At 61.9% G+C, this 19536-nt stretch carries 17 protein-coding genes, 1 pseudogene and 1 riboswitch; of the genes and pseudogenes, 8 read left to right on the forward strand and 10 right to left on the reverse strand.

The features are described 5' to 3' along the window. Positions 1-19 precede the first annotated feature (19 nt). Positions 20-742 carry a copper resistance protein NlpE N-terminal domain-containing protein gene (locus VF285_RS07020; RefSeq protein WP_346951902.1) on the forward strand — a complete coding sequence of 241 codons (723 nt, stop codon included), beginning with the start codon at positions 20-22 and terminating at the stop codon, positions 740-742. A 97-nt stretch (positions 743-839) separates the two neighbouring features. Here VF285_RS07020 and VF285_RS07025 read toward each other — a convergent pair. The 4 genes and pseudogenes from VF285_RS07025 to VF285_RS07040 form a co-directional block, all read right to left on the reverse strand. Then, positions 840-1052, reverse strand: a pseudogene (locus VF285_RS07025) (LuxR C-terminal-related transcriptional regulator); the annotation flags it as partial. 98 nt (positions 1053-1150) lie between these two features. Then, positions 1151-1999: a pantoate--beta-alanine ligase gene (gene panC, locus VF285_RS07030; protein ID WP_346951903.1), complete on the reverse strand. Its 849-nt coding sequence runs from the start codon at positions 1997-1999 to the stop codon at positions 1151-1153. A 58-nt stretch (positions 2000-2057) separates the two neighbouring features. Continuing rightward, positions 2058-2930, reverse strand: a complete 873-nt coding sequence (locus tag VF285_RS07035; RefSeq protein ID WP_346951904.1) for a ScpA family protein — start codon at positions 2928-2930, stop codon at positions 2058-2060. Between the two features lie 9 nt (positions 2931-2939). After that, on the reverse strand, positions 2940-3131 hold the full coding sequence (locus VF285_RS07040) for a DUF3460 family protein (RefSeq protein ID WP_346951905.1): 192 nt from the start codon (positions 3129-3131) through the stop codon (positions 2940-2942). A 78-nt stretch (positions 3132-3209) separates the two neighbouring features. Here VF285_RS07040 and VF285_RS07045 point away from each other — a divergent pair, with 78 nt between their 5' ends. Further along, a complete protein-coding gene (locus VF285_RS07045; RefSeq protein ID WP_346951906.1) occupies positions 3210-4640 on the forward strand; it encodes a DHA2 family efflux MFS transporter permease subunit in 1431 nt (476 codons plus the stop codon). Here the strand turns inward: VF285_RS07045 and VF285_RS07050 are convergent. Both VF285_RS07050 and metH read right to left on the reverse strand, forming a co-directional pair. Next, the gene (locus tag VF285_RS07050) at positions 4620-5417 is read right to left on the reverse strand and encodes a helix-turn-helix transcriptional regulator (protein ID WP_346951907.1); all 798 of its coding nucleotides are present in this window, start codon (positions 5415-5417) and stop codon (positions 4620-4622) included. The genes VF285_RS07045 and VF285_RS07050 overlap by 21 nt on opposite strands. Positions 5418-5427: 10 nt before the next feature. Next, a complete protein-coding gene (gene metH / locus VF285_RS07055; protein ID WP_346951908.1) occupies positions 5428-9201 on the reverse strand; it encodes a methionine synthase in 3774 nt (1257 codons plus the stop codon). 169 nt (positions 9202-9370) lie between these two features. Here metH and VF285_RS07060 point away from each other — a divergent pair, with 169 nt between their 5' ends. From VF285_RS07060 to VF285_RS07080, 5 genes are all read left to right on the forward strand, one after another. Beyond that, positions 9371-9535, forward strand: a complete 165-nt coding sequence (locus VF285_RS07060; protein ID WP_346951909.1) for a hypothetical protein — start codon at positions 9371-9373, stop codon at positions 9533-9535. 217 nt (positions 9536-9752) lie between these two features. Continuing rightward, positions 9753-9924: riboswitch (cobalamin riboswitch) on the forward strand. Positions 9925-10093: 169 nt separating this feature from the next. Then, complete coding sequence (locus VF285_RS07065; protein ID WP_346951910.1) at positions 10094-11881, forward strand: TonB-dependent receptor domain-containing protein; 1788 nt, start codon at positions 10094-10096, stop codon at positions 11879-11881. A gap of 2 nt (positions 11882-11883) precedes the next feature. Further along, a complete protein-coding gene (locus VF285_RS07070) occupies positions 11884-12744 on the forward strand; it encodes a cobalamin-binding protein (protein WP_346951911.1) in 861 nt (286 codons plus the stop codon). 72 nt (positions 12745-12816) lie between these two features. Beyond that, on the forward strand, positions 12817-13635 hold the full coding sequence (thiD, locus tag VF285_RS07075) for a bifunctional hydroxymethylpyrimidine kinase/phosphomethylpyrimidine kinase (RefSeq protein WP_346951912.1): 819 nt from the start codon (positions 12817-12819) through the stop codon (positions 13633-13635). A 56-nt stretch (positions 13636-13691) separates the two neighbouring features. Continuing rightward, on the forward strand, positions 13692-14417 hold the full coding sequence (locus tag VF285_RS07080) for a protein-L-isoaspartate O-methyltransferase (RefSeq protein ID WP_346951913.1): 726 nt from the start codon (positions 13692-13694) through the stop codon (positions 14415-14417). Between the two features lie 4 nt (positions 14418-14421). Here the strand turns inward: VF285_RS07080 and rfaE2 are convergent, their stop codons facing one another. The 4 genes from rfaE2 to VF285_RS07100 form a co-directional block, all read right to left on the reverse strand. Next, positions 14422-14913 carry a D-glycero-beta-D-manno-heptose 1-phosphate adenylyltransferase gene (gene rfaE2 / locus VF285_RS07085; protein WP_346951914.1) on the reverse strand — a complete coding sequence of 164 codons (492 nt, stop codon included), beginning with the start codon at positions 14911-14913 and terminating at the stop codon, positions 14422-14424. Next, positions 14913-16478, reverse strand: a complete 1566-nt coding sequence (gene ubiB / locus VF285_RS07090) for a ubiquinone biosynthesis regulatory protein kinase UbiB (RefSeq protein ID WP_346951915.1) — start codon at positions 16476-16478, stop codon at positions 14913-14915. The genes rfaE2 and ubiB overlap by 1 nt, the downstream gene beginning before the upstream one ends. Next, positions 16472-17086 carry a ubiquinone biosynthesis accessory factor UbiJ gene (locus VF285_RS07095; protein ID WP_346951916.1) on the reverse strand — a complete coding sequence of 205 codons (615 nt, stop codon included), beginning with the start codon at positions 17084-17086 and terminating at the stop codon, positions 16472-16474. Before VF285_RS07095 ends, ubiB begins: the two co-directional genes overlap by 7 nt. A 151-nt stretch (positions 17087-17237) precedes the next feature. After that, on the reverse strand, positions 17238-18194 hold the full coding sequence (locus VF285_RS07100; protein WP_346951917.1) for a Tim44 domain-containing protein: 957 nt from the start codon (positions 18192-18194) through the stop codon (positions 17238-17240). Positions 18195-18460: 266 nt separating this feature from the next. Here VF285_RS07100 and VF285_RS07105 point away from each other — a divergent pair, with 266 nt between their 5' ends. Further along, positions 18461-19513 (forward strand): NAD-dependent epimerase/dehydratase family protein, encoded by a 1053-nt coding sequence (locus VF285_RS07105; RefSeq protein WP_346951918.1) that lies wholly within the window; start codon positions 18461-18463, stop codon positions 19511-19513. Positions 19514-19536: the final 23 nt, after the last annotated feature.

A 19536-nucleotide genomic window follows, 5' to 3' on the forward strand; every position in this document is an offset into this window, starting at 1 on the left:
CCCTCTTCAAATGCGTAGAATGGCGGCTTCGGAACCCGAACGCCAATGCCTTATGTCGCGCCGCCCCATTACCACTCTTTTAGGCTCTCTGGTAAGCCTGAGCCTGCTCACGCTCTTGAGCGCGTGCGCGCAGCAACGCGAACCGGGCTACTACAACATCCCGCGCGAAAGCACCACTACTGATGCGTTGCAGCGCGCCCAAGGCGCGGGGAGCGGTACGGCACCTTCGCAACTGCAATTTGGTTTTGGTGACCAAAACACCAAGCCGGCAAACCCTGCACCCACCGCTGCACCGGCCACAGCGGCAACGCCAGGCAGCCCTGCGGCACCGGCCGCCGGTACATCAGCCCCCAGCGCACTGCCTTCGGTGTTGACCGAAACCCGCACTTACCTGGGTACGGTCCCGTGCCCAGACAGCAACGTGTGCTCAGCGACCCGCATGACGCTCACCCTGGCCCCCGACGGGCAGTGGCGTGCGCGCAATGCCATGCTGACCGGAAACGCACCCGCACAGACCGCCATGGGCTGCTGGTTCCTGACCGGCACCGACCCGACCCGCGTAGTACTGCAGTCGGGCAACCAGGCCTATGCTGCGCTGGAGCTCATCCAGTCGAACGTATGGCGGGTGATGCGCCTGAACGGGCAAGCCCCGCTGCTGGACGCGCGACTGACACGCCAGGCTGACATAGACCCCATCGACGAGCTGGCTTCGCACCCGGCACAGGCTTGCCCGACGCATTGAAACCTGCCGGGACGACCACCCGGGAATCGGGTTCAGCCAGTGTCATGGCCGGCGCAACGGCCGGCACACACCAATACAGGCAGCGCTGAGTCAGCTCGACGGCATTGCGGACCCTGAGCTTCAGGAAGATTCTGGCGCGGTGCGCTTCGATGGTGCGCTGTGAGATGCCGAGTTCGGCCGCAATGATCTTGTTAGGCGTGCCCTGGGTGATATAGGCAGCGACTTCGCGTTCGCGCAGCGTGAGCGTGCCAAAAAGCGCCTGAACGGAATCTGGGTCTGGGTCTGGGCCCGCGTGCAAATCTGGATTCATGAATGCCCCCTATCAGTTTTTATGGGGGCATTCTGTCATGAGGCACCGCGCCGTACACCTGCCATTTCTAACAGGCCATTTCTAACGGCACCAAAACCTTACCCGCGCTGAAATTCCAGGTTATCGATGAGCCGCGTGCGTCCCAATCGGGCGGCCGCAAGGACCACAAGCGGCTCGCCAGCGGCCACTTCGTCGGTCGAAGGCGAGCCCAGATCGCGTTGCCGGCGCACGGCGACGTAATCCGGTACCCAGCCTCGTTTCTTGAGCGTCTGCATGCCTTCAGCCTCCAGGTCGTCCACGCCTCGTCCGGCCCGGATTTCATCTCGCACGTGCTGCAGCAAGCGGTAGAGCTGTGGCGCTTCCGCGCGCTCCTGGGGGTTCAGGTAGCGATTGCGCGAGGACAGGGCCAGCCCATCGGCATCCCGCACGGTTTCATGGGCAATGATCTCGACCGGCAACTGAAACTGACGGCACATGGCGCGTACCACCATCAGCTGCTGATAATCTTTCTTGCCGAACACCGCCACGCTGGGCTGCACACAGGAAAAGAGCTTGAGCACCACCGTGCTGACACCCATGAAAAAATCGGGGCGAAACTCGCCTTCAAGAATCTTGCCCAATGCTTCTGCCGGCTGAATGCGAAAATTCTGAGGCTCGGGATACAGCTCGCGCTCATCGGGTGCAAACAGCACATAAACATCGCGGGCGGCCTCCAGTTTTTCAACATCTTCGGCCAGCGTACGCGGGTACTGGTCGAAATCCTCGTTGGGGGCAAACTGCAGGCGATTGACGAAAATGCTGGCCACCACGGGGTCGCCATGCTGGCGCGCCAGGTGCATGAGCGACAAATGAGCCGCATGCAGATTTCCCATGGTAGGAACGAACGCCACGCGCAGCTGCCCACGCAACTGATCCCGCAATTCTTCGATGGTGTGAACAACTTTCAAGAGAGCCTCCGGTCTCCAGTCCAGCGTCCCGTCTGAGCCAAACCGCACAGACGGGGCGCTAATCGGAATGGGTATAAGTCAAACGGACATACAGCGGGGCATACGCCGTCGCCTGGGTAATTTCGAGCAAAGACTCGCGGGCCAGCTCAAGCAGTGCAATGAAATGCACGACGATGACAGCCGTCGGCTCGCCTGTGGCAATCCGCTCCATGAACAATTCTGTGAATTCCATGAAACGCACCCCCGAGAGCCGCCGCAAGATGTGGCTCATGTGGTCACGCACCGACAGCTGTTCGCGCGTGATGCGGTGGCTGGCGTTGAGCTGGGCCCGATGCAGGATTGCCCTCCAGGCCTCACGCAGGTCTTCAGGGCTGACGTCGGGCAGCCACTGCTCGGCCTGGAGCTCGGCCTGGGCATGCGCCACCGCAAAATCGCGACCCACCCTGGGCAGGGCATCCAGCCGCTGGGCCGCAAGCTTCATGCGTTCGTATTCCAGCAACCGCCGCACGAGTTCGGCGCGCGGATCTTCTGCTTCCTCGCCTGCGTCGGACTGGCGCACAGGCAGCAACATGCGCGACTTGATCTCGATGAGGAGCGCCGCCATGAGCAAATATTCTCCGGCCAGCTCAAGATTGGTCTGCCTCACCTGATCCACATACGTCAGGTACTGCGCAGTGACCTCGGCCATGGGGATGTCGAGCACGTTGAAATTCTGCTTGCGAATCAGGTAGAGCAGCAAATCCAGCGGCCCTTCGAACGCCTCGAGGAAAACCTCGAGCGCATCGGGCGGAATGTACAGATCCTGGGGAATCGCAAACAGCGGCTCACCGTACAGACGAGCCAATGCGATGTGATCTACGACGTCTGGCGTACTGTCGACAGCCGGAGACATCAGGGCATCAAGCCCCGCCGCAGGCTTGTCTGTGGCCATTGCCAGAGGTCAGTCGTGCTGATAGTAGACGTACGGCTCCTGCGCCACGCGTCCCGCACGGAAGCCTTCTTGCTGTTCGGCGTCCAGTTCTTTGTCCCACAAGCGAAAGCGCCCCGCGCGCTGGCGGGCTTCGGTATCAGGATGTTCCGTCTTGTAATGATTCAGGAACTGCGTCAGTTCGGATTGAAAATTGTTTGCCATAATAACGAGCTTGAGTCGGCCGCCGTGGCCAATTTGCCCCAAGTGTACAGCACCCTTAGGTGCAACCCGCCGTTTCTGATGCCCGCACACAACGCCCATTCTGGCTCCGACACCCCCGACCGCCCGCTGCAGCAGCGGATGATCCCGTTCATCGTGGGATGTGCACTGTTCATGCAGATGCTGGATTCTACGGTCGTGGCAACGGCACTGCCGGCCATGGCGGTGGATTTCGCCACGACGGCAGTTCACATGAACATCACCATCACGGCCTACCTGCTGGCCACGGCCATCTTTGTGCCCATCAGCGGCTGGGCTGCCGACCGCTTCGGCGGGCAGCGCGTCTTTCTGGCGGCCATCGCGCTGTTTGCCCTGAGTTCGGCCGGGTGCGCTGCCTCTCAGACGCTGTCCGAGCTGGTGACCGCACGCGTCATCCAAGGGGCGGCGGGCGCCATGATGGTGCCAGTGGGACGCATCGTGCTATTGCGACGCACACCCAAATCCGAGCTGCTCAAGGCCATGGCCTTTCTGACACTTCCTGCGTTGCTGGGACCCGTCATCGGACCCCCTGTGGGCGGGTTCCTCGTGACCTATGCCTCGTGGCACTGGATCTTTCTCATCAATATCCCGGTAGGCATCCTGGGCATTGCACTGGTGCTGAAGTTCATCCCCCATCTGCCTCCAGAGACCCGCCCCCGGCTCGACGGGGTGGGTTTCCTGCTCAGCGGCATCGCCATGGCGGCCGTCATGACCTGCCTCGAAGCCATCGGCCACGAGAGCATGGGGATGGGCACCATCGCCGGGTTGCTGGTGCTGAGCGTGCTCTGCGCCGTGCTGTACGTGCGCCACGCCCGTCACGTCACCTACCCCATCATCGACCTGAGCCTGCTGCGCACACAGACTTTTGCCGTATCCGTGCTGGGCGGCAATCTGTGCCGCTTTGCCACCGGCGCCTCACCGTTCCTGTTGGCCATTTTGCTTCAGGTGGGCTTCGGTCTCTCGGCATTTTCAGCCGGCATGATCACGTTCACGTCGGCAGCAGGGGCCCTGGTGATGAAACTGGTGGCGACACCCATCGTCAGCCGCTTCGGGTTCCGTCGCGTCCTTACGATCAATGCCCTGATCGCTGCAAGCCTGACGGCTGCCTGCGCGCTCTTTCGTGCCGACACACCGGTCTGGATCATGGTGGGGGTCCTGCTCATTGGCGGGTTTTTCCGCTCGCTGCAATTCACTGCCATCAATGCGCTCACCTACGCGGATCTGGACTCCGCCCAAATGAGCCGCGCCAGCAGCTTCTCGGCCATGGCACAGCAGCTGGGCGTGAGCCTGGGGGTCGCGTGTGCAGCGCTGACATTGAACCTGAGCATCAGCCTGCGCGGGGGGCTGGAAGCCAATCGCATCGACGTCATGTGGGGCTTTGCCGTAGTGTCGATCATGGCAGCCGCCTCCAGCCTTTCGTTCCAACGCCTGCCGGCCCACGCGGGCAATCAGCTACGCAATCGGCGGCGCTGAGCTTGCATCCAGCAGCATCACCAGCTTGCAGTCCGGCCGTATCGCCAGACGAAACGTGAACTGCCGAAACGACAGGCGGCCATTCGTGGGATGCTGAAATTCGCGCAACCCGCCTTCTCGGTCCACCACCTGTTGACGCGTCCAGCAACGCGCAAAGAGCGGGCTCACAGTCTGCAGGTCGAGCACCAGGCGCTGGATGTCAGGGTCGGCCGCATGGCTTGCCACGTCGGCCCGAAACTCGGCCACGACACGGCTTGCACGCTCTTCCCAGTCCACCACCAGGCTGCGCGCAGCCGGTTCCTGAAAGATATAGCGCAACAAATTGGCTCGGCCGCTGAAAGGCCAACCATCGAACACGTGCGAAAGCGCCTCATTCCACGCAAGCATGTTCCAGGCCTGATCCAGGATGTAGGCCGGGCAGCGAATACTGTCGACGCAATCGCTGAGCCCATCGGGCAAGGCTACTGCCTGCTGTTGCGCCGCCTCGGGGTCCGCAGATTCGGCCAAGCTGAACAAATAATGACGCTCGGCACGCGTCAGGCGCAGCGCATGGGCCAGGCGGCTCCAGACGTCGACCGACACGGTCACGTCCCGCCCTTGCTCGATCCAGGAATACCACGTGGTGCTGATATCGCAGATCTGCGCAAGCTCTTCACGCCGCAAGCCAGGAGTACGTCGCCTCACCCCCGCAGGCAAGCCATGGTCGCCCGGGCTCACGCGCGCGCGGGCGCCGCGCAGGAAGGCGCCCAAGGTCTTGCGCTGCGTGGCGTCAGGCATGGGCCCCCCTCTAACGCAGAACGCTGGCGAGCGTCCGGCGCACGTCGTCTTCGTCACGCCCCGTGCGGCGGGCATAGTCTTCGACCTGGTCGGCGCCGATGTTGCCCACGTTGAAGTACTTGGACTGCGGATGACTGAAGTAGAAGCCGCACACGCTGGAAGCAGGCATCATGGCAAACCCTTCGGTCAGTTCCATGTCGATTTCGCCACAATCCAGCACGCGGAACATCTCGCGCTTGACGATGTGCTCCGGACAAGCCGGATAGCCCGGTGCCGGGCGGATGCCCTGGTATTTCTCGGCGATGACGTCCTCGTTGGACAAGGTTTCGTCGGGCACATACCCCCACAAGTCGCGACGCACCCGCGCATGCAGAGTTTCAGCGAACCCTTCGGCCAGGCGGTCGGCGAGCGCCTTCAGCATGATGACGGAGTAATCATCGCCATCCTTCTGGAACTGATCGATGTGCTTTTCAATGCCCAGACCGCCCGTGACCGCAAACATGCCGATGTAATCCGTCACCCCACTGTCTTTGGGCGCCACGAAATCGGACATGCACTTGTTGTCCACCCCCGAACGCTTCTGCGTCTGCTGGCGGACACCACGCCACGTGAGCAAGACCTCGCTGCGCGTCTCGTCGCGGTAGATCTCGATGTCGTCGTCGTTGATGCTGTTGGCCGGATAGAAGGCCACCACCCCATTGGCCGTGAGCCAGCGCCCCTCGACGATACGCTTCATCATGGCCTGCCCTTCGGCGTAGAGCTTGCGCGCCTGCTCGCCCACGATGTCGTCCTGGAGAATGGCCGGGAACTGTGCCATCAGCCCCCAGGACTGGAAGAACGGCGTCCAGTCCAGGAACTTCAGGATCTCGTGCAGATCGTAGTGCTTGAACGTGCGCCGGCCAATGAACTTGGGGCGGGGCGGCGTGTAATGAGCCCAGTCGATGGCCGGACGAGATGCCCGCGCCTGACCGATGGTCAGCATGGGCTGCGCCTTGCGCTGGGCATGGCGCTCGCGCACCAATTCGTATTCATCCACCACGCTCTTCAGGTAGCTTTCGACCTGATCGGACATGAGGCTGGTGGCCACTTGCACTGAACGGCTGGCATCCGGCACATAGATCACAGGCCCTTCGTAATTGGGGGCGATCTTCACGGCAGTATGCACACGGCTGGTGGTGGCGCCGCCCACGAGCAAGGGGATGTTGCGGCTCAGGAAATACTCGTCACGCTGCATCTCGGAGGCCACGTAGGCCATTTCTTCGAGGCTGGGGGTGATGAGCCCCGAGAGCCCCACCATGTCAGCCCCTACTTCTTTGGCCTTATCGAGGATCTTGGCGCACGGCACCATGACCCCCATGTTGATGACTTCGAAGTTATTGCACTGCAGGACCACCGTGACGATGTTCTTGCCGATGTCGTGCACGTCACCCTTCACCGTGGCGATGACCACCTTGCCCTTGGAGCGCACGTTGCCCCCGGCTTCGGCCAGCAGCTTCTTTTCGTCTTCGATGAACGGCAGCAGATGGCCTACTGCCTGCTTCATGACGCGCGCTGATTTGACCACCTGCGGCAGGAACATCTTGCCCGAACCGAACAGATCGCCCACCACGTTCATACCATCCATGAGCGGACCCTCGATGACTTCGATCGTGCGCCCGCCTTTTCCGGCGATCTCCTGGCGAACTTCTTCGGTGTCCTCGACGATGTAAGTCGTGATGCCATGCACGAGCGAGTGCGTCAGACGCTCGCGCACCGTGCCCTCACGCCATGTGAGGTCTTCTTCCTTCTTGGTGCCGGCACCCCGAATGGTCTCGGCCAGTTCCACCAGCCGTTCGGTCGGGGTGCGTTCATCTGCCGGATCGGTCTTCCCGACCGGTTCGGCCCGATTGAGCACCACGTCTTCGACCAAGTCGCGCGTCTTGGGATCCAGATCGGAATACACCCCCAGCTGCCCGGCATTCACGATCCCCATGGTGAGCCCGTTTTTGACGGCGTAGTACAGGAACACCGCGTGAATGGCCTCTCGCATGGCTTCATTGCCACGGAAGGAGAAGCTCACATTGGAAACCCCGCCCGAAACGCGCGCATGTGGCAGGTGCTTCGTGATCCAGCCGCACGCCTCGATGAAATCCACCCCATAGGGGTTGTGTTCGTCGATCCCGGTGGCGATTGCAAACACGTTGGGGTCGAAAATGATGTCTTCCGGCGGAAACCCGACCTGATTGACCAGAATGTCGTAGGCGCGTGCACAGATCGACGTCTTGCGCTCCAGCGTGTCCGCCTGGCCTTGGGTATCGAACGCCATGACGACCACTGCCGCACCATACTTGCGACACAATTTTGCATGCTCGATGAACGGCTCTTCGCCTTCTTTCATGGAGATCGAATTGACAATGCACTTGCCCTGCATGCAGCGCAGGCCCGCCTCGATCACCGGCCACTTCGAGCTGTCGATCATCACGGGAACTCGCGAAATATCGGGTTCCGACGCCAGCAGATTCAGGAAACGCGGCATCAGGGCCAGGGCGTCGAGCATGCCCTCGTCCATGTTCACGTCGATGATCTGAGCCCCGTTTTCGACCTGCTGCCGCGCCACCGACAGCGCTTCGTCGAATTTTTCTTCGCGAATCAGACGCAGAAACTTCTTGCTGCCCGTGACGTTGGTACGCTCACCCACGTTGATGAAGAGCGTCTCACGATCAAAGTTGAGTGGCTCCAGCCCCGACAGGCGTGTCTTCACCGGGATGACAGGAGGCTCGCGCCGAGGCAAGCCCTTGACCTTGCGCGCGATTTCGCGAATATGGTCCGGTGTGGTGCCACAGCAGCCGCCCACCACGTTGACGAGCCCTGCCTGCGCAAATTCTTCGAGCATCCCCGAGGTATCAGCCGGCGTTTCGTCGAATCCGGTTTCAGCCATGGGGTTGGGCAAGCCTGCATTGGGATACACGCTGATGTAGGTATCGCAGATCTTCGAGAGCTCGGCCACATAGGGCCGCATGAGCGCCGCGCCCAGCGCGCAATTCAGACCGATCGTGACGGGCCGCGCATGCCGGACCGAATTCCAGAAAGCCTCGACCGTCTGCCCCGACAAAATGCGGCCGGATGCATCCGTCACTGTCCCTGAAATCATGACAGGCAGCCGAATGCCGCGTTCGTCGAAGACAGTTTCAATCGCGAAGATCGCCGCCTTGGCATTGAGCGTGTCGAAAATAGTTTCGATGAGCAGGATATCGACGCCACCATCGAGCAGCCCATTGATCTGCTCGGTATACGCGACGCGCAACTCTTCGAAGGTCACATTGCGCGCGCCGGGATCATTGACGTCGGGCGATAGCGAGGCCGTCTTGGGCTGTGGGCCGATGGCCCCGGCCACGAAACGCGGATGATCGGGTGTGGCTACTGCATCGCAAGCTTCACGAGCAAGCTTGGCGGCCGCCAGGTTCATCTCGTAAGCGATATCCTGCAGGCCGTAGTCAGCCTGGGCCACCCGCGTGGCGCCAAACGTATCCGTTTCGATGACGTCCGAACCCGCCTCCAGGTAGGCCCGATGAATATCGCGCAGGATATCGGGGCGCACCAGCGGGAGCAGATCGTTGTTGCCCTTCAGGTCCTTCACATGAGACGCAAAACGCTCGCCTCGGAAATCGGTCTCGGTCAGCTTGTAGCGCTGGATCATGGTTCCCATGGCGCCATCGAGCACCACGATGCGTTGATCCAGCAGGCGGACGAAATCGGCGCCCCGTGTATAGGATTCGATGGGATAAGGCAGGACGGGGTAGCTCACAGTCGATCCGGGACGAAAGAAAAAAGGCTTCTATTGTATCGTTCGCGCCTCCGCACCAATCATTGCACCGCCGTTTCATCTACCTTCAAATTCGAACCGGAATCTGGTATCCTATCGTAAACCCTATAAGGGTTATCCCTAATCAAACCGGCGACTGAAGGAGCATTCCATGGTGGCACCTTTCTCCAACTACCCCGTGAACCAGGCCTTCGAGCGTCTGATGGCCGAAGAACGTGCAGCCCGTGCCGCACGCACCCAGGATGAACACGGCCTGATGCAGCGCATCGCCAACTTCCTGTTGGGGAACCGCTGGCACGCCACACAGGCAGCCTGAACGCCGCACCAGACGGTACTGCCCTCTCTTCAGGCCGCCATGCTGCGCCAGCTGCTGGAACGGCAGAGAGGGTGATAAAGCCAGTCGGCAACAGGGGGGAGCGTCAAAGAGCCGGTCACACGGCCCCTGTTGGAACCGCCGAGCCAGCATGATATATTGCGCGTCGAAGTCATGTGCTGACTGACGACTGTGCGCACTCAAAAAGGCGCACCAGATCAATCAGTTGGTACGACAAGGTATGCCTCGCAGTGCAATGCGCGGCATTCAAATGGGAAACAGAGGACTCCTCACGAGTCTGGCTGTGCTGCCCCCGCAACGGTGAGCGCGCTGCCCGGTCGAAAGACCGGACGACGCGCCAGCCCGATACCAGCCTGCTTCAATTTCCTGACTCTTTGTTGATTCACGATCATCAACCACGACCGTGATCGACGAGCGTTTGCCATCCGGCGTGCGGGGACGCGCGCCCACCAGGACACCATCATGCCCTTTGCCTGTTCACCGTGCCGCTGCACGGTCGCCCTCTGTTTCTTATTCCCCCTGGCCGCTACGGCCCAATCATTGCCCGATCAAGGCACCATTCCGACACTGCAGGAAATCATCGTCACCGCCAGCCGTGCCCCCGAACCGCTCAGCGATGTCGTGGGTGACGTCACTGTGATCGGTCCGCAGCAACTGCAGGCCGCACAGGGCGAAAGCGTCGCCCAGATCATCGGGCAAGCGCCCGGCGTCCAGATCACGCCACGCGGCGGGCCCCAGACCCTGACCGGTATTTCCTTGAGAGGCGCCAGCACGCAGGAAACGCTGGTTCTGGTCGACGGCATCCCCGTCAACGGTGCCTCGTCCGGCGAAACCGCCTTCGCGGCCATAGACCCGTCTACCGTAGAACGCATCGAGATCCTGCGCGGCAGCGCCAGCAGCCTGTACGGGTCCAGTGCCGTCGGTGGCGTCGTGAACATCATTACCAAGAAAGGCGCACAGGACAAGCCGCTTTCGGCCTGGGCCAACCTGGGATACGGCAGCAACGACACCGCCAAATCCAGCCTGGGACTCTCGGGTGCCAGCCACGGCTGGGACTACAGCTTTTCAACGAGCGGGGCCGACAGCCGAGGCTACAACGCCACGCGCAGGCTGGAAGAAGACGGGACGTCCAATTCCAGCTACAACCCGGATCGGGACGGCTACCACAGCCACGCGTGGTCGGGCACCCTGGGATATCGTTGGGCCCCGGGCCACCACGTAGGGCTCACGGCCTACAACGGCTATATCGATGGCGATTACGATGCCGGCTCATCCATCCCCAACGCCCACGCCATCTACCGGCAACAGGCCTACAGCCTCACCAGCACGGATGAGCTCACCCCCTGGTGGACGAGCAGCCTGCGCTTCGGGTTTTCCAAGGATGGCTACGATGATCGCGCCTACGACAGCACCGTCGAATCGATCAAGCGTCAATACAACTGGACCCACACCTTCAAGCCTGTCAAAGGCCAGCAGGTGGCGCTGTTCATAGAGCGCACTGAAGAAAACATCTTCGGATCCAACCTTTATTCCAAGAATCAACGTGACGACACCGCGGCCGGCGCCGTCTACAAAGGGGTGTTTGGCCCAGTCCATCTGCAGGCCAGTGCGCGCAACGACCGCTATAGCAGCTATGGCAGCCAGACCACGGGCAGCCTGGGGGCCGACCTGGACCTGGGCGACCACTGGCAAGCGGGCGTGGCCGGCAACACGGGCTTCAGGGTACCTACGTTCAACGACCTCTACGCCGGACCCGGATGGGGTTCAAATCCGAATCTGAAGCCGGAAAAATCGCGCAACCTGGAAACCCATCTGCAGTATCAGGCCCACGGGTCACTCCTGCGGGCAACGCTCTACCAGCTGACCATCACCGACATGATCGCGGCGGATTCAGCATTCCAGATGCAGAACCTGGATCGCGCGGTGATTCGCGGGCTGACGCTCACCGGAGAGCAACACCTGGGGAACACGACGCTGCGCGCCAGCGCCGATTTCATGGACCCACGCAATGACGCACCCCGTGCCAATCAAGGCTCGATGCTCCCCCGCCGGGCACGCCAGGTTTTCCATCTGTCAGCAGAGCAACGCATCCAGGCATGGAAGTTCGGTGCCGAATACCAATACACCGGCAACCGCTACGACGATGCCGCCAATACCACCCCGTTGGGCGGCTACTCACTGGTGAACCTGACGGCCGCCTATGACCTCACGAAATCCCTGGGAGTGCAGGTGCGCTGGAACAACGTACTCGACAAGGACTACGTTCTGGTAGACGGCTACAACACACCGGGTTCCAATGTGTTCGTGAACCTTTCCTGGAAAATGTAGCCATGAGGGTGCTCGTCAGAACAGCGTGGGCCTGGTGGGCCGCCTTGTGTCTGGCAAGCATCACCCCTGCTGCTGCGGCGTCTCCCCGGGTCATTACGCTCGCCCCTAGCGTCACGGAGCTGGTTTTTGCGGCCGGAGCAGGGGCTGACGTCGTGGGTACGGACCGCAACAGCAACTACCCGCCGGCCGTGCAAGCCCTGCCCCACGTAGGTGACGTCATGCAGCTCGATGACGAAGCCATCCTGGCGCTGCGCCCCACGTTGGTGATCGGATGGCAGCCTTCGCCAAACACCTCGGCGCTGGCAGAACGCCTCAAAAGGCTGAAGGTGCCGCTGATCTACGCCAATCCGCAAAGCCTGGAAGATATCCCGACTCTGATCCGCAGCCTGGGGCGGCGACTGGGCACCGAGAGGGTGGCCAATCAGGAAGCCTCGCATCTGGAGCAACAAATCCGCCAGTTGCACGCGCCCCGCGCCAAAGTCCAGAGCGTGTTCATTGAAGTCAGCGCCGACCCACTCTACACACTGGGCAAAGACCCGCTCATCAATGACATCCTGAGACACTGCGGCGGGCGCAATCTGTATGCGGATTCACGCATCGCCGCCCCGCAAGTCAGCGTCGAATCCGTCCTGCACCTGAACCCCGACGTGGTGATCATGTCACCTGAGGGGCACAACACCCTGCAGGCCCGACGCAGCTGGTGGGCCCGCTACGGGCTGCCAGCTGCCAAGGACGGGCACTTCTACGCCATCGCCTCCGACTGGCTGCACCGACCCGGGCCACGCCTGGTCGACGCAGCCGTCGCGCTGTGCAGGGATCTTGAAAGCAGCCGAGAGGCGACCACCCCCCGCGTGCCTCAGTGAGCATCCAAATGCATTATTCTAGTGAGCTCTTCAAGGGGTGATTCCTGACACCCCGCGCCACAGGAGCCCTGCATGATTCCCAACACACTCACCATTGCCGGCGTGGACCCCTCGGGGGGTGCCGGCGTTCTGGCTGACGTCAAGACGATGAGTGCACTGGGGGCCTACGGAATGGCCGTCATCGCGGCGCTCACGGCACAGAACACACAGGCCGTCACGCAGATCTGCCCCGTACCGCCAGATTTCGTGGCTGCGCAGATCGACACCCTGTTTTCCGACGTGCGCGTGGACGCGGTCAAGATCGGCATGCTGGGGCAGACCGGCGTGATCCGGGCTGTCACCGACCGCCTGGCACACTGGAAGCCAACCCATCTTGTCCTGGACCCCGTCATGGTCGCCAAGAGCGGCGACCATCTGCTCGAACGTCAGGCCGTGGACGCCCTGCGCACAGGGCTGGTCCCGCTGGCCTCGGTCATCACGCCCAACTTGCCGGAAGCAGGCGTCCTGCTGGAACAAAGTCCACCCGACAACGTGAAGGACATGCGCCGCACGGCCGAGCGGCTACGGCGACTGATGAGTGACCAAGGGGAGCGCTGGGTGTACCTTAAGGGGGGGCACCTCCCCGGCAGCGACACAGTCGACGTTCTGCACGATGGTGACCGCATGATTGAACTGCCTGGGCAGAGAATCGAAACCAAGAACACGCACGGCACGGGCTGCACGCTGTCAGCGGCACTGGCTGCACTTCTGCCACGCACACCTGACGTTCCACAAGCCGCCCAAGCAGCCAAAACCTATCTGGAACGAGCTATCGCGGCTTCAGGGCAGTTGCAGGTCGGTTCAGGCCACGGCCCGGTGCAGCATTTTCACGCATGGTGGCCCAAGGCCTGACCCAGCCAACACCTGCCCTATAATCGAAGCAATACAAACTATCAGGCTTTCCCGACATGAACGTCAATGACATTGCCGAGTCCGATCGCGCTCGATTCAACATGGTCGAACAGCAGATTCGAACCTGGAACGTCCACGACCAGAAGCTGCTGCAAGCCATCTTCGACATGCCGCGCGAGCGCTTCGTACCGCCGCACCTGAGCGCACTCGCATTTGCCGACACCGAACTCCCTCTGGTCATCGATGGCGTCGACACGCGCGAATCCATGCTCTCGCCCAAGGTTGAAGCCAAGCTTGCCGCCGAGCTCCACCTGACGCCTACCGATTGCGTGCTCGAAATCGGCACGGGTTCGGGCTATCAGGCCGCGCTGCTCGCACGCCTCTGCCAGCAAGTGACCAGCATCGAATACGAAAGCCGCCTGTCGGCTTTCGCCAAGGCCAACCTGGCCCGCAATCAGGTGGCCAACGTCACGGTTGAAACGGGCGACGCCCATGCTGGCTGGGGCACCGCCGAATACGATGCCATCCTGGTCACGGGCTCCGTGCCCGCCGTCCCTGATTCCTTAAAGTACCAATTGGCCGTAGGCGGGCGCCTGGTGGTCATCGTGGGGCGCAGCCCCATCATGACGGCCTGCCGCATCACGCGCACGAGCGCCGCCAACTTCGAAACGACTCAGCTGTTCGACACCTACGTCAAGCCGCTGCGCGGCACCTCGCGGTCGCGCTTCAAGTTCGAAAACCCGCCAGAACCGCCCGCCATCAAGCAAGCAGCCAACTGCTGACGTGTCATTGCGCTGTGCGAATCTTTCGCACCAGCGCAGTGGTGGACCGCTGGAACTCAAAGGGAATGGCAACTGCCCGGCCGCCCCAAGTGCGCACCAGGGCGGTTTCAGGAAGCGTATCCATGTCGTAATCGCCCCCCTTGACGATCACGTCAGGGTGCAAGGCATCGATCAGCTCCAAAGGCGTGTCCTCAGTGAACCACGTCACGGCATCCACGCACGACAAGGCAGCCAGCATGGCCGCCCTGTCATCTTGCGGGTTCAGAGGACGGTCCGGCCCTTTTCCCAAACGCCGCGCAGACGCATCCGTATTGATCGCCACCACCAGCGTGGCACCCAGCTGAGCCGCCCGATCCAGATACGTCACATGCCCGCGATGCAGGATGTCGAACACCCCATTGGTGAACACCAGCGGCCGGGCAAAAAGACCGTCATGCACGGCGCGCTCGCAAGCCTCCGGGTCCAGGACTTTGGTCATGAAGCGTGCCTTGGCCATCAGAAGCCTCCACCCCGCGTCAATGCCCACAAAGCGACCCCCAGCCCGACTGCAAGAATGCCGCACAAGACAATCAGCAGGCGATTGGATTGCTCCTGAACACGCCGCAGACGCTCGAGCTCAGCCTTGACGGCCGGGCCGGCATCGGGGTGATTCAAGCGGGTATACACCAGACGCGGCACCTGAGGCAGGATCTGCGCCCACTGACTGGCTTCTTGCTCGAGTCGCTGGCGCAAGCCCCGCAGGCCCACGCGCTGATGCATCCAACGCTCGAGAAACGGTTTTGCCGTTTGCCACAGATCCAGGTTCGGGTCCAGTTCACGCCCCATGCCTTCCACATTGAGCAAAGTCTTCTGCAGCAGCACGAGCTGGGGCTGGATCTCGACGTTGAAACGACGCGAAGTCTGGAAGAGGCGCAACAACACCTGGCCCAGCGAAATCTCGGCCAGAGGCCGATCGAAATAAGGCTCGCACACGGCTCGCACGGCACCCTCAAGTTCTTCTTCACGCGTGGTGGGAGGCACCCAGCCGGATTCTATGTGGAGTTGCGCTACCCGCCGATAATCACGCTGAAAGAACGCCAGAAAATTCTGCGCCAGATAGTTTTTATCAAACTCGGATAGCGACCCCACGATCCCGAAATCGAGCGCAATGTAGCGACCCAGCGTTTCCGGGGCATCCGACACGTAGATGTTGCCCGGGTGCATGTCGGCATGGAAGAAGCCGTCTGTGAAAACCTGCATGAAGAAGATTTCCACGCCCTGCCGCGCCAGCAGCGGAATGTCGACGCCCAGTTCACGCAGACGGTCAATGTGGCTGATCGGCACACCATACATTCGCTGCATGGTGAACACCTGATTGGCACAGTATTCCCAGACGACCTCGGGGACTTCAAGCAGGTTGGCGCGCCCGGTATCAGGTCCAAAATTGCGCCTGAGCTGGCTGCAATTGGACGCTTCGCGCAGCAGGTCGAGCTCATCGTGCAGGTATTTGTCGAACTCGGCGACGACCTCGCGGGGCTTGAGGCGCCGCCCATCGGGAGCCAGCCGTTCAACCAGCCCCGCCAATACCCGCAGCAGCTTCAGGTCGCGCTCGATGGCTTCGCGCATCCCCGGCCGCAGCACCTTGACCGCGACCTCGCGGCCATCGTGCAGCACTGCAAAGTGCACTTGGGCGATGGATGCCGACGCGACGGGATCACGCTCGAATTGCGAAAACAGGACACTGGGGGCCGACCCCAGGGATTCCTCGATGATGGCGGCCGCCTGATCCGAAGGAAACGGCGGTACCCGGTCTTGCAGCCGCGCCAGCTCATCGACAATATCCGGGGGGACCAGGTCGCGCCGCGTGGACAGCACCTGACCAAATTTGACGTAGATGGGACCCAAGGTTTCAAGGGTCAGGCGCAGGCGCTCGCCCCGCGGACGATGCGGCTTGCGCCCCAGACACACGATTCGCAGCAACCAGTGGGCCCAGGGGTGTTCAATGCTGGAGAGCACAAGCTCGTCAAGGCGGTACCGCAGGCACACCCAGAAGATGTAGACCAGGCGCAGAAAAATCAGCATGCCTGCTCCAGATGACACAAACGCCGCTCCAGACCGTCAAGACGATCCGCCAACCCCCGCCCCTGCTCCGACCAGGCACGAAACTCGGCTGGCCTGACCAGCAGGTCGGATTCTTCTGCAAGGTATTCCGAGACGTTGTCGCGTGCCCGCTGCGCAGTTTGCCGTGCGGCCGCCACAAACTGCCGGGCGCCAGACACCAGCCGCACCGCCAGCACGTCGCCCACCACCCGGGACAGATCCTGTTCAACATCCCAGCGCAGAGACTGCGCAAGATCGGACATCAGGTGCGCCAAGCCGGCATCACCCTGGATGTGCATGAGCCCCACGACGCCAGACTGACCCTGTTCACGCCAAACGCGCGGCAACTCTTTCAGCCGCTCGGCAGGCACCGAAACCGTGACGTCGGGGACCACGGCTGCGTCACACGCCTGAAGAAAGCCATCGGACGCCACGCTGGCCTGCAGCACCCACTGCCCCACCGCCACCCGCAGCGATTTACCGGTGTGCCCCGAGAGCCGCTCGCGAGCCCATGCCTCTCTTCTGAGCAAGGCATTGATGCCTTGCAGCAATAGTGCAGAGGGGCGTGGGAACAAGAACGGGACAGGCATGATCGCACAGCCGGTGTAACCGGCCATCAAACTCGAGAAGGGTTTCAGTGTACTGGTTTTGGGGCGCATGCTTGCCCCAAACGAAACCACCCGACCCCAGCGCTGCACCAGGATCGGGCGGTTGGGCACAGAACCCGTGCCCGCAGACGGCTTATCGCGCTGCGATTTGCTGAATACCGGCCAAAAGCCAGCCCGACTGCTCGGCCTTGTAGAGGTTCCAGACCTCTTCAAAGTGGAAGGCTTCGGCGCCTTCGGTCTCGCGCATCATCCCTGAATAGCGCACGCTGGCCAGATGGCCACCCACGACGGTTTCCATGCCCAAGAGCTCGGCATTGAGCAACACCACTTCAGTGCGGTTGCCTTCGCCGGGCTGCGGCAACTGGGGCGTGATTTCAGCCAGCAGGTCGTCGGTGGTCAGCTCGCGCAGGCCTTCGCGATCACCCGCATCCCAAAGGGACTGGACGTGTGCGAACTGCTTTTTGGCCTGAACCAGGAACGTAGGCACGTCAAAGCCTTCGGGGACGAACCAGCTGGGATCCTGAACTTGGGTCGATGCCACGGATTCGATGACCGGTGCCGCGGCAGAAGAGGCAGCATAGGCGGACGGCGCAGCAGGGGTAGGTTCAGCCTGGCGGTAGACCGACCCAGTCGCTGGCGTGGCCCCTGCAGGTGACAGCGGCCGTTGCGCACCGCGCAGGCGACGCAGCAGATACATCACGGCAAAGGCCACCAGGCCAATCAGGAGTGCGCTGGAGAGGAATTCAAGGAACGCCCCCGACAACCCCATGCTGGAGAGCAATGCGGCAATACCCAGGCCCGCTGCGATCCCCGCAATGGGGCCCAGCCAGCGCGACATGCCCGACTTGGCGGCCGTACCCGCTGCAGCCTGCCCCGCTGCACCGGCCGCAGGAGTTGCAGCACGCTGCGTGTTCTGTGCAGCAGGTGGAGTCGCCGCCTGACGCTGCTTGATGACGTTGCTGGATTGACGGCCCATGCTGGCACCACCACCAAAGCGACGCGCGTGCGCATCTTGTGTGACGGCGAGCATCAGAAGCGCCGCCACCAGCAGCACCACACCCAACAGCCCACGTGGCAATCGAAGATTCATGAAGTCTCCTAAGGTAGCCGGCTTCACCCAGCATAAACCTTACATATAGCTTAACGAATAGACAAATTACCATAAAACGGCAGCGACACCAAGAATCCTTCGAGATCGACCGAACCAGGCCCGTGGACACGACACAAGTCAGGCACCGAACCCCGGCCTACAATCGACTCACCTGCCCAGCGATCGGCGAAGCCACGACTCCACCGGAGCACGCCGGCACCAGCGCCATCGCGCCAGCCATGTTCGGGAATCCAATGACATCACTCATGCACACCGCTCCCCTGCTCAACGACATCGCGTTCCCGGACCACTTCGAGACAGAACAGGCGCTGGACGACTACCTCGCGACCCCTTCACGCGAGCTCATCAACGATCTGGCCAGCCTCGATGGCGACCTGATGATACTGGGCGTGGGCGGAAAAATGGGGCCCACCCTGGCACGGCTGGCGCGCAACGCCCTGCCGACACAACGCCGAGTGATGGCCGTCGCGCGCTTCAGCGACCCCCTGGTGCGTTCAACGCTCGAAAAGCATGGCATCGAAACCATTGCCTGCGATCTGCTCGATGCACAAGCGCTGTCCAAGCTGCCGGAATGCAAAAACATCGTCTTCATGGCTGGCCACAAGTTCGGCGGGGGTACCAGCAACGCCCTGACTTGGGCCATGAATACGCACGTGCCGGCGCTGGTGGCGCAGGCCTTCAACCGATCCCGGATCGTGGCGTTTTCCACCGCATGCGTCTACCCCTTCGTACCCGTCAACAGCCAAGGGGCACACGAAAGCCTGGCGCCCAATCCGCCGGGGGAATACGCCAATTCCTGTGTGGGACGTGAGCGCCTGTTTGAATATTTCTCGCGGCAACACTCGACCCCGGGACGGCTGTTTCGCCTGAGCTATGCCATCGACCTGCGCTATGGCGTGCTGTCGGATGTGGCCACCAAAGTCTGGCACGGAGAACCGGTGGACGTCACCATGGGTCACGTCAACGTGATCTGGCAAGGCGATGCCAACTCGCAGGCGCTGCGCTGCCTGGCCCACACCACGGTACCCACGTCGGCTCTGAACGTCAGCGGCCCGGAAACCACCTCCGTCCGCTGGCTGGCCGAAGCATTCGGGCGACGGTTCAACAAACCTGCGCTCATCACCGGCGAAGAAGCACCCACCGCATGGATCATGAATACTGGCGAGGCTGAGCGCCTGTTTGGCTACCCTCGGGTTCCATTGCTGCGACAAATCGAATGGGTGGCAGATTGGACCCAACGGGGTGGCCGGCTGTACGGGAAGCCAACCAAGTTTGAATCGCGCGATGGCAAGTACTGAAGCCGCCTCAACCAGATTCCAGG

Origin of the sequence: Castellaniella sp., from assembly GCF_036379515.1 — a bacterium.
Classification (GTDB): Bacteria; Pseudomonadota; Gammaproteobacteria; order Burkholderiales; family Burkholderiaceae_B; genus Castellaniella.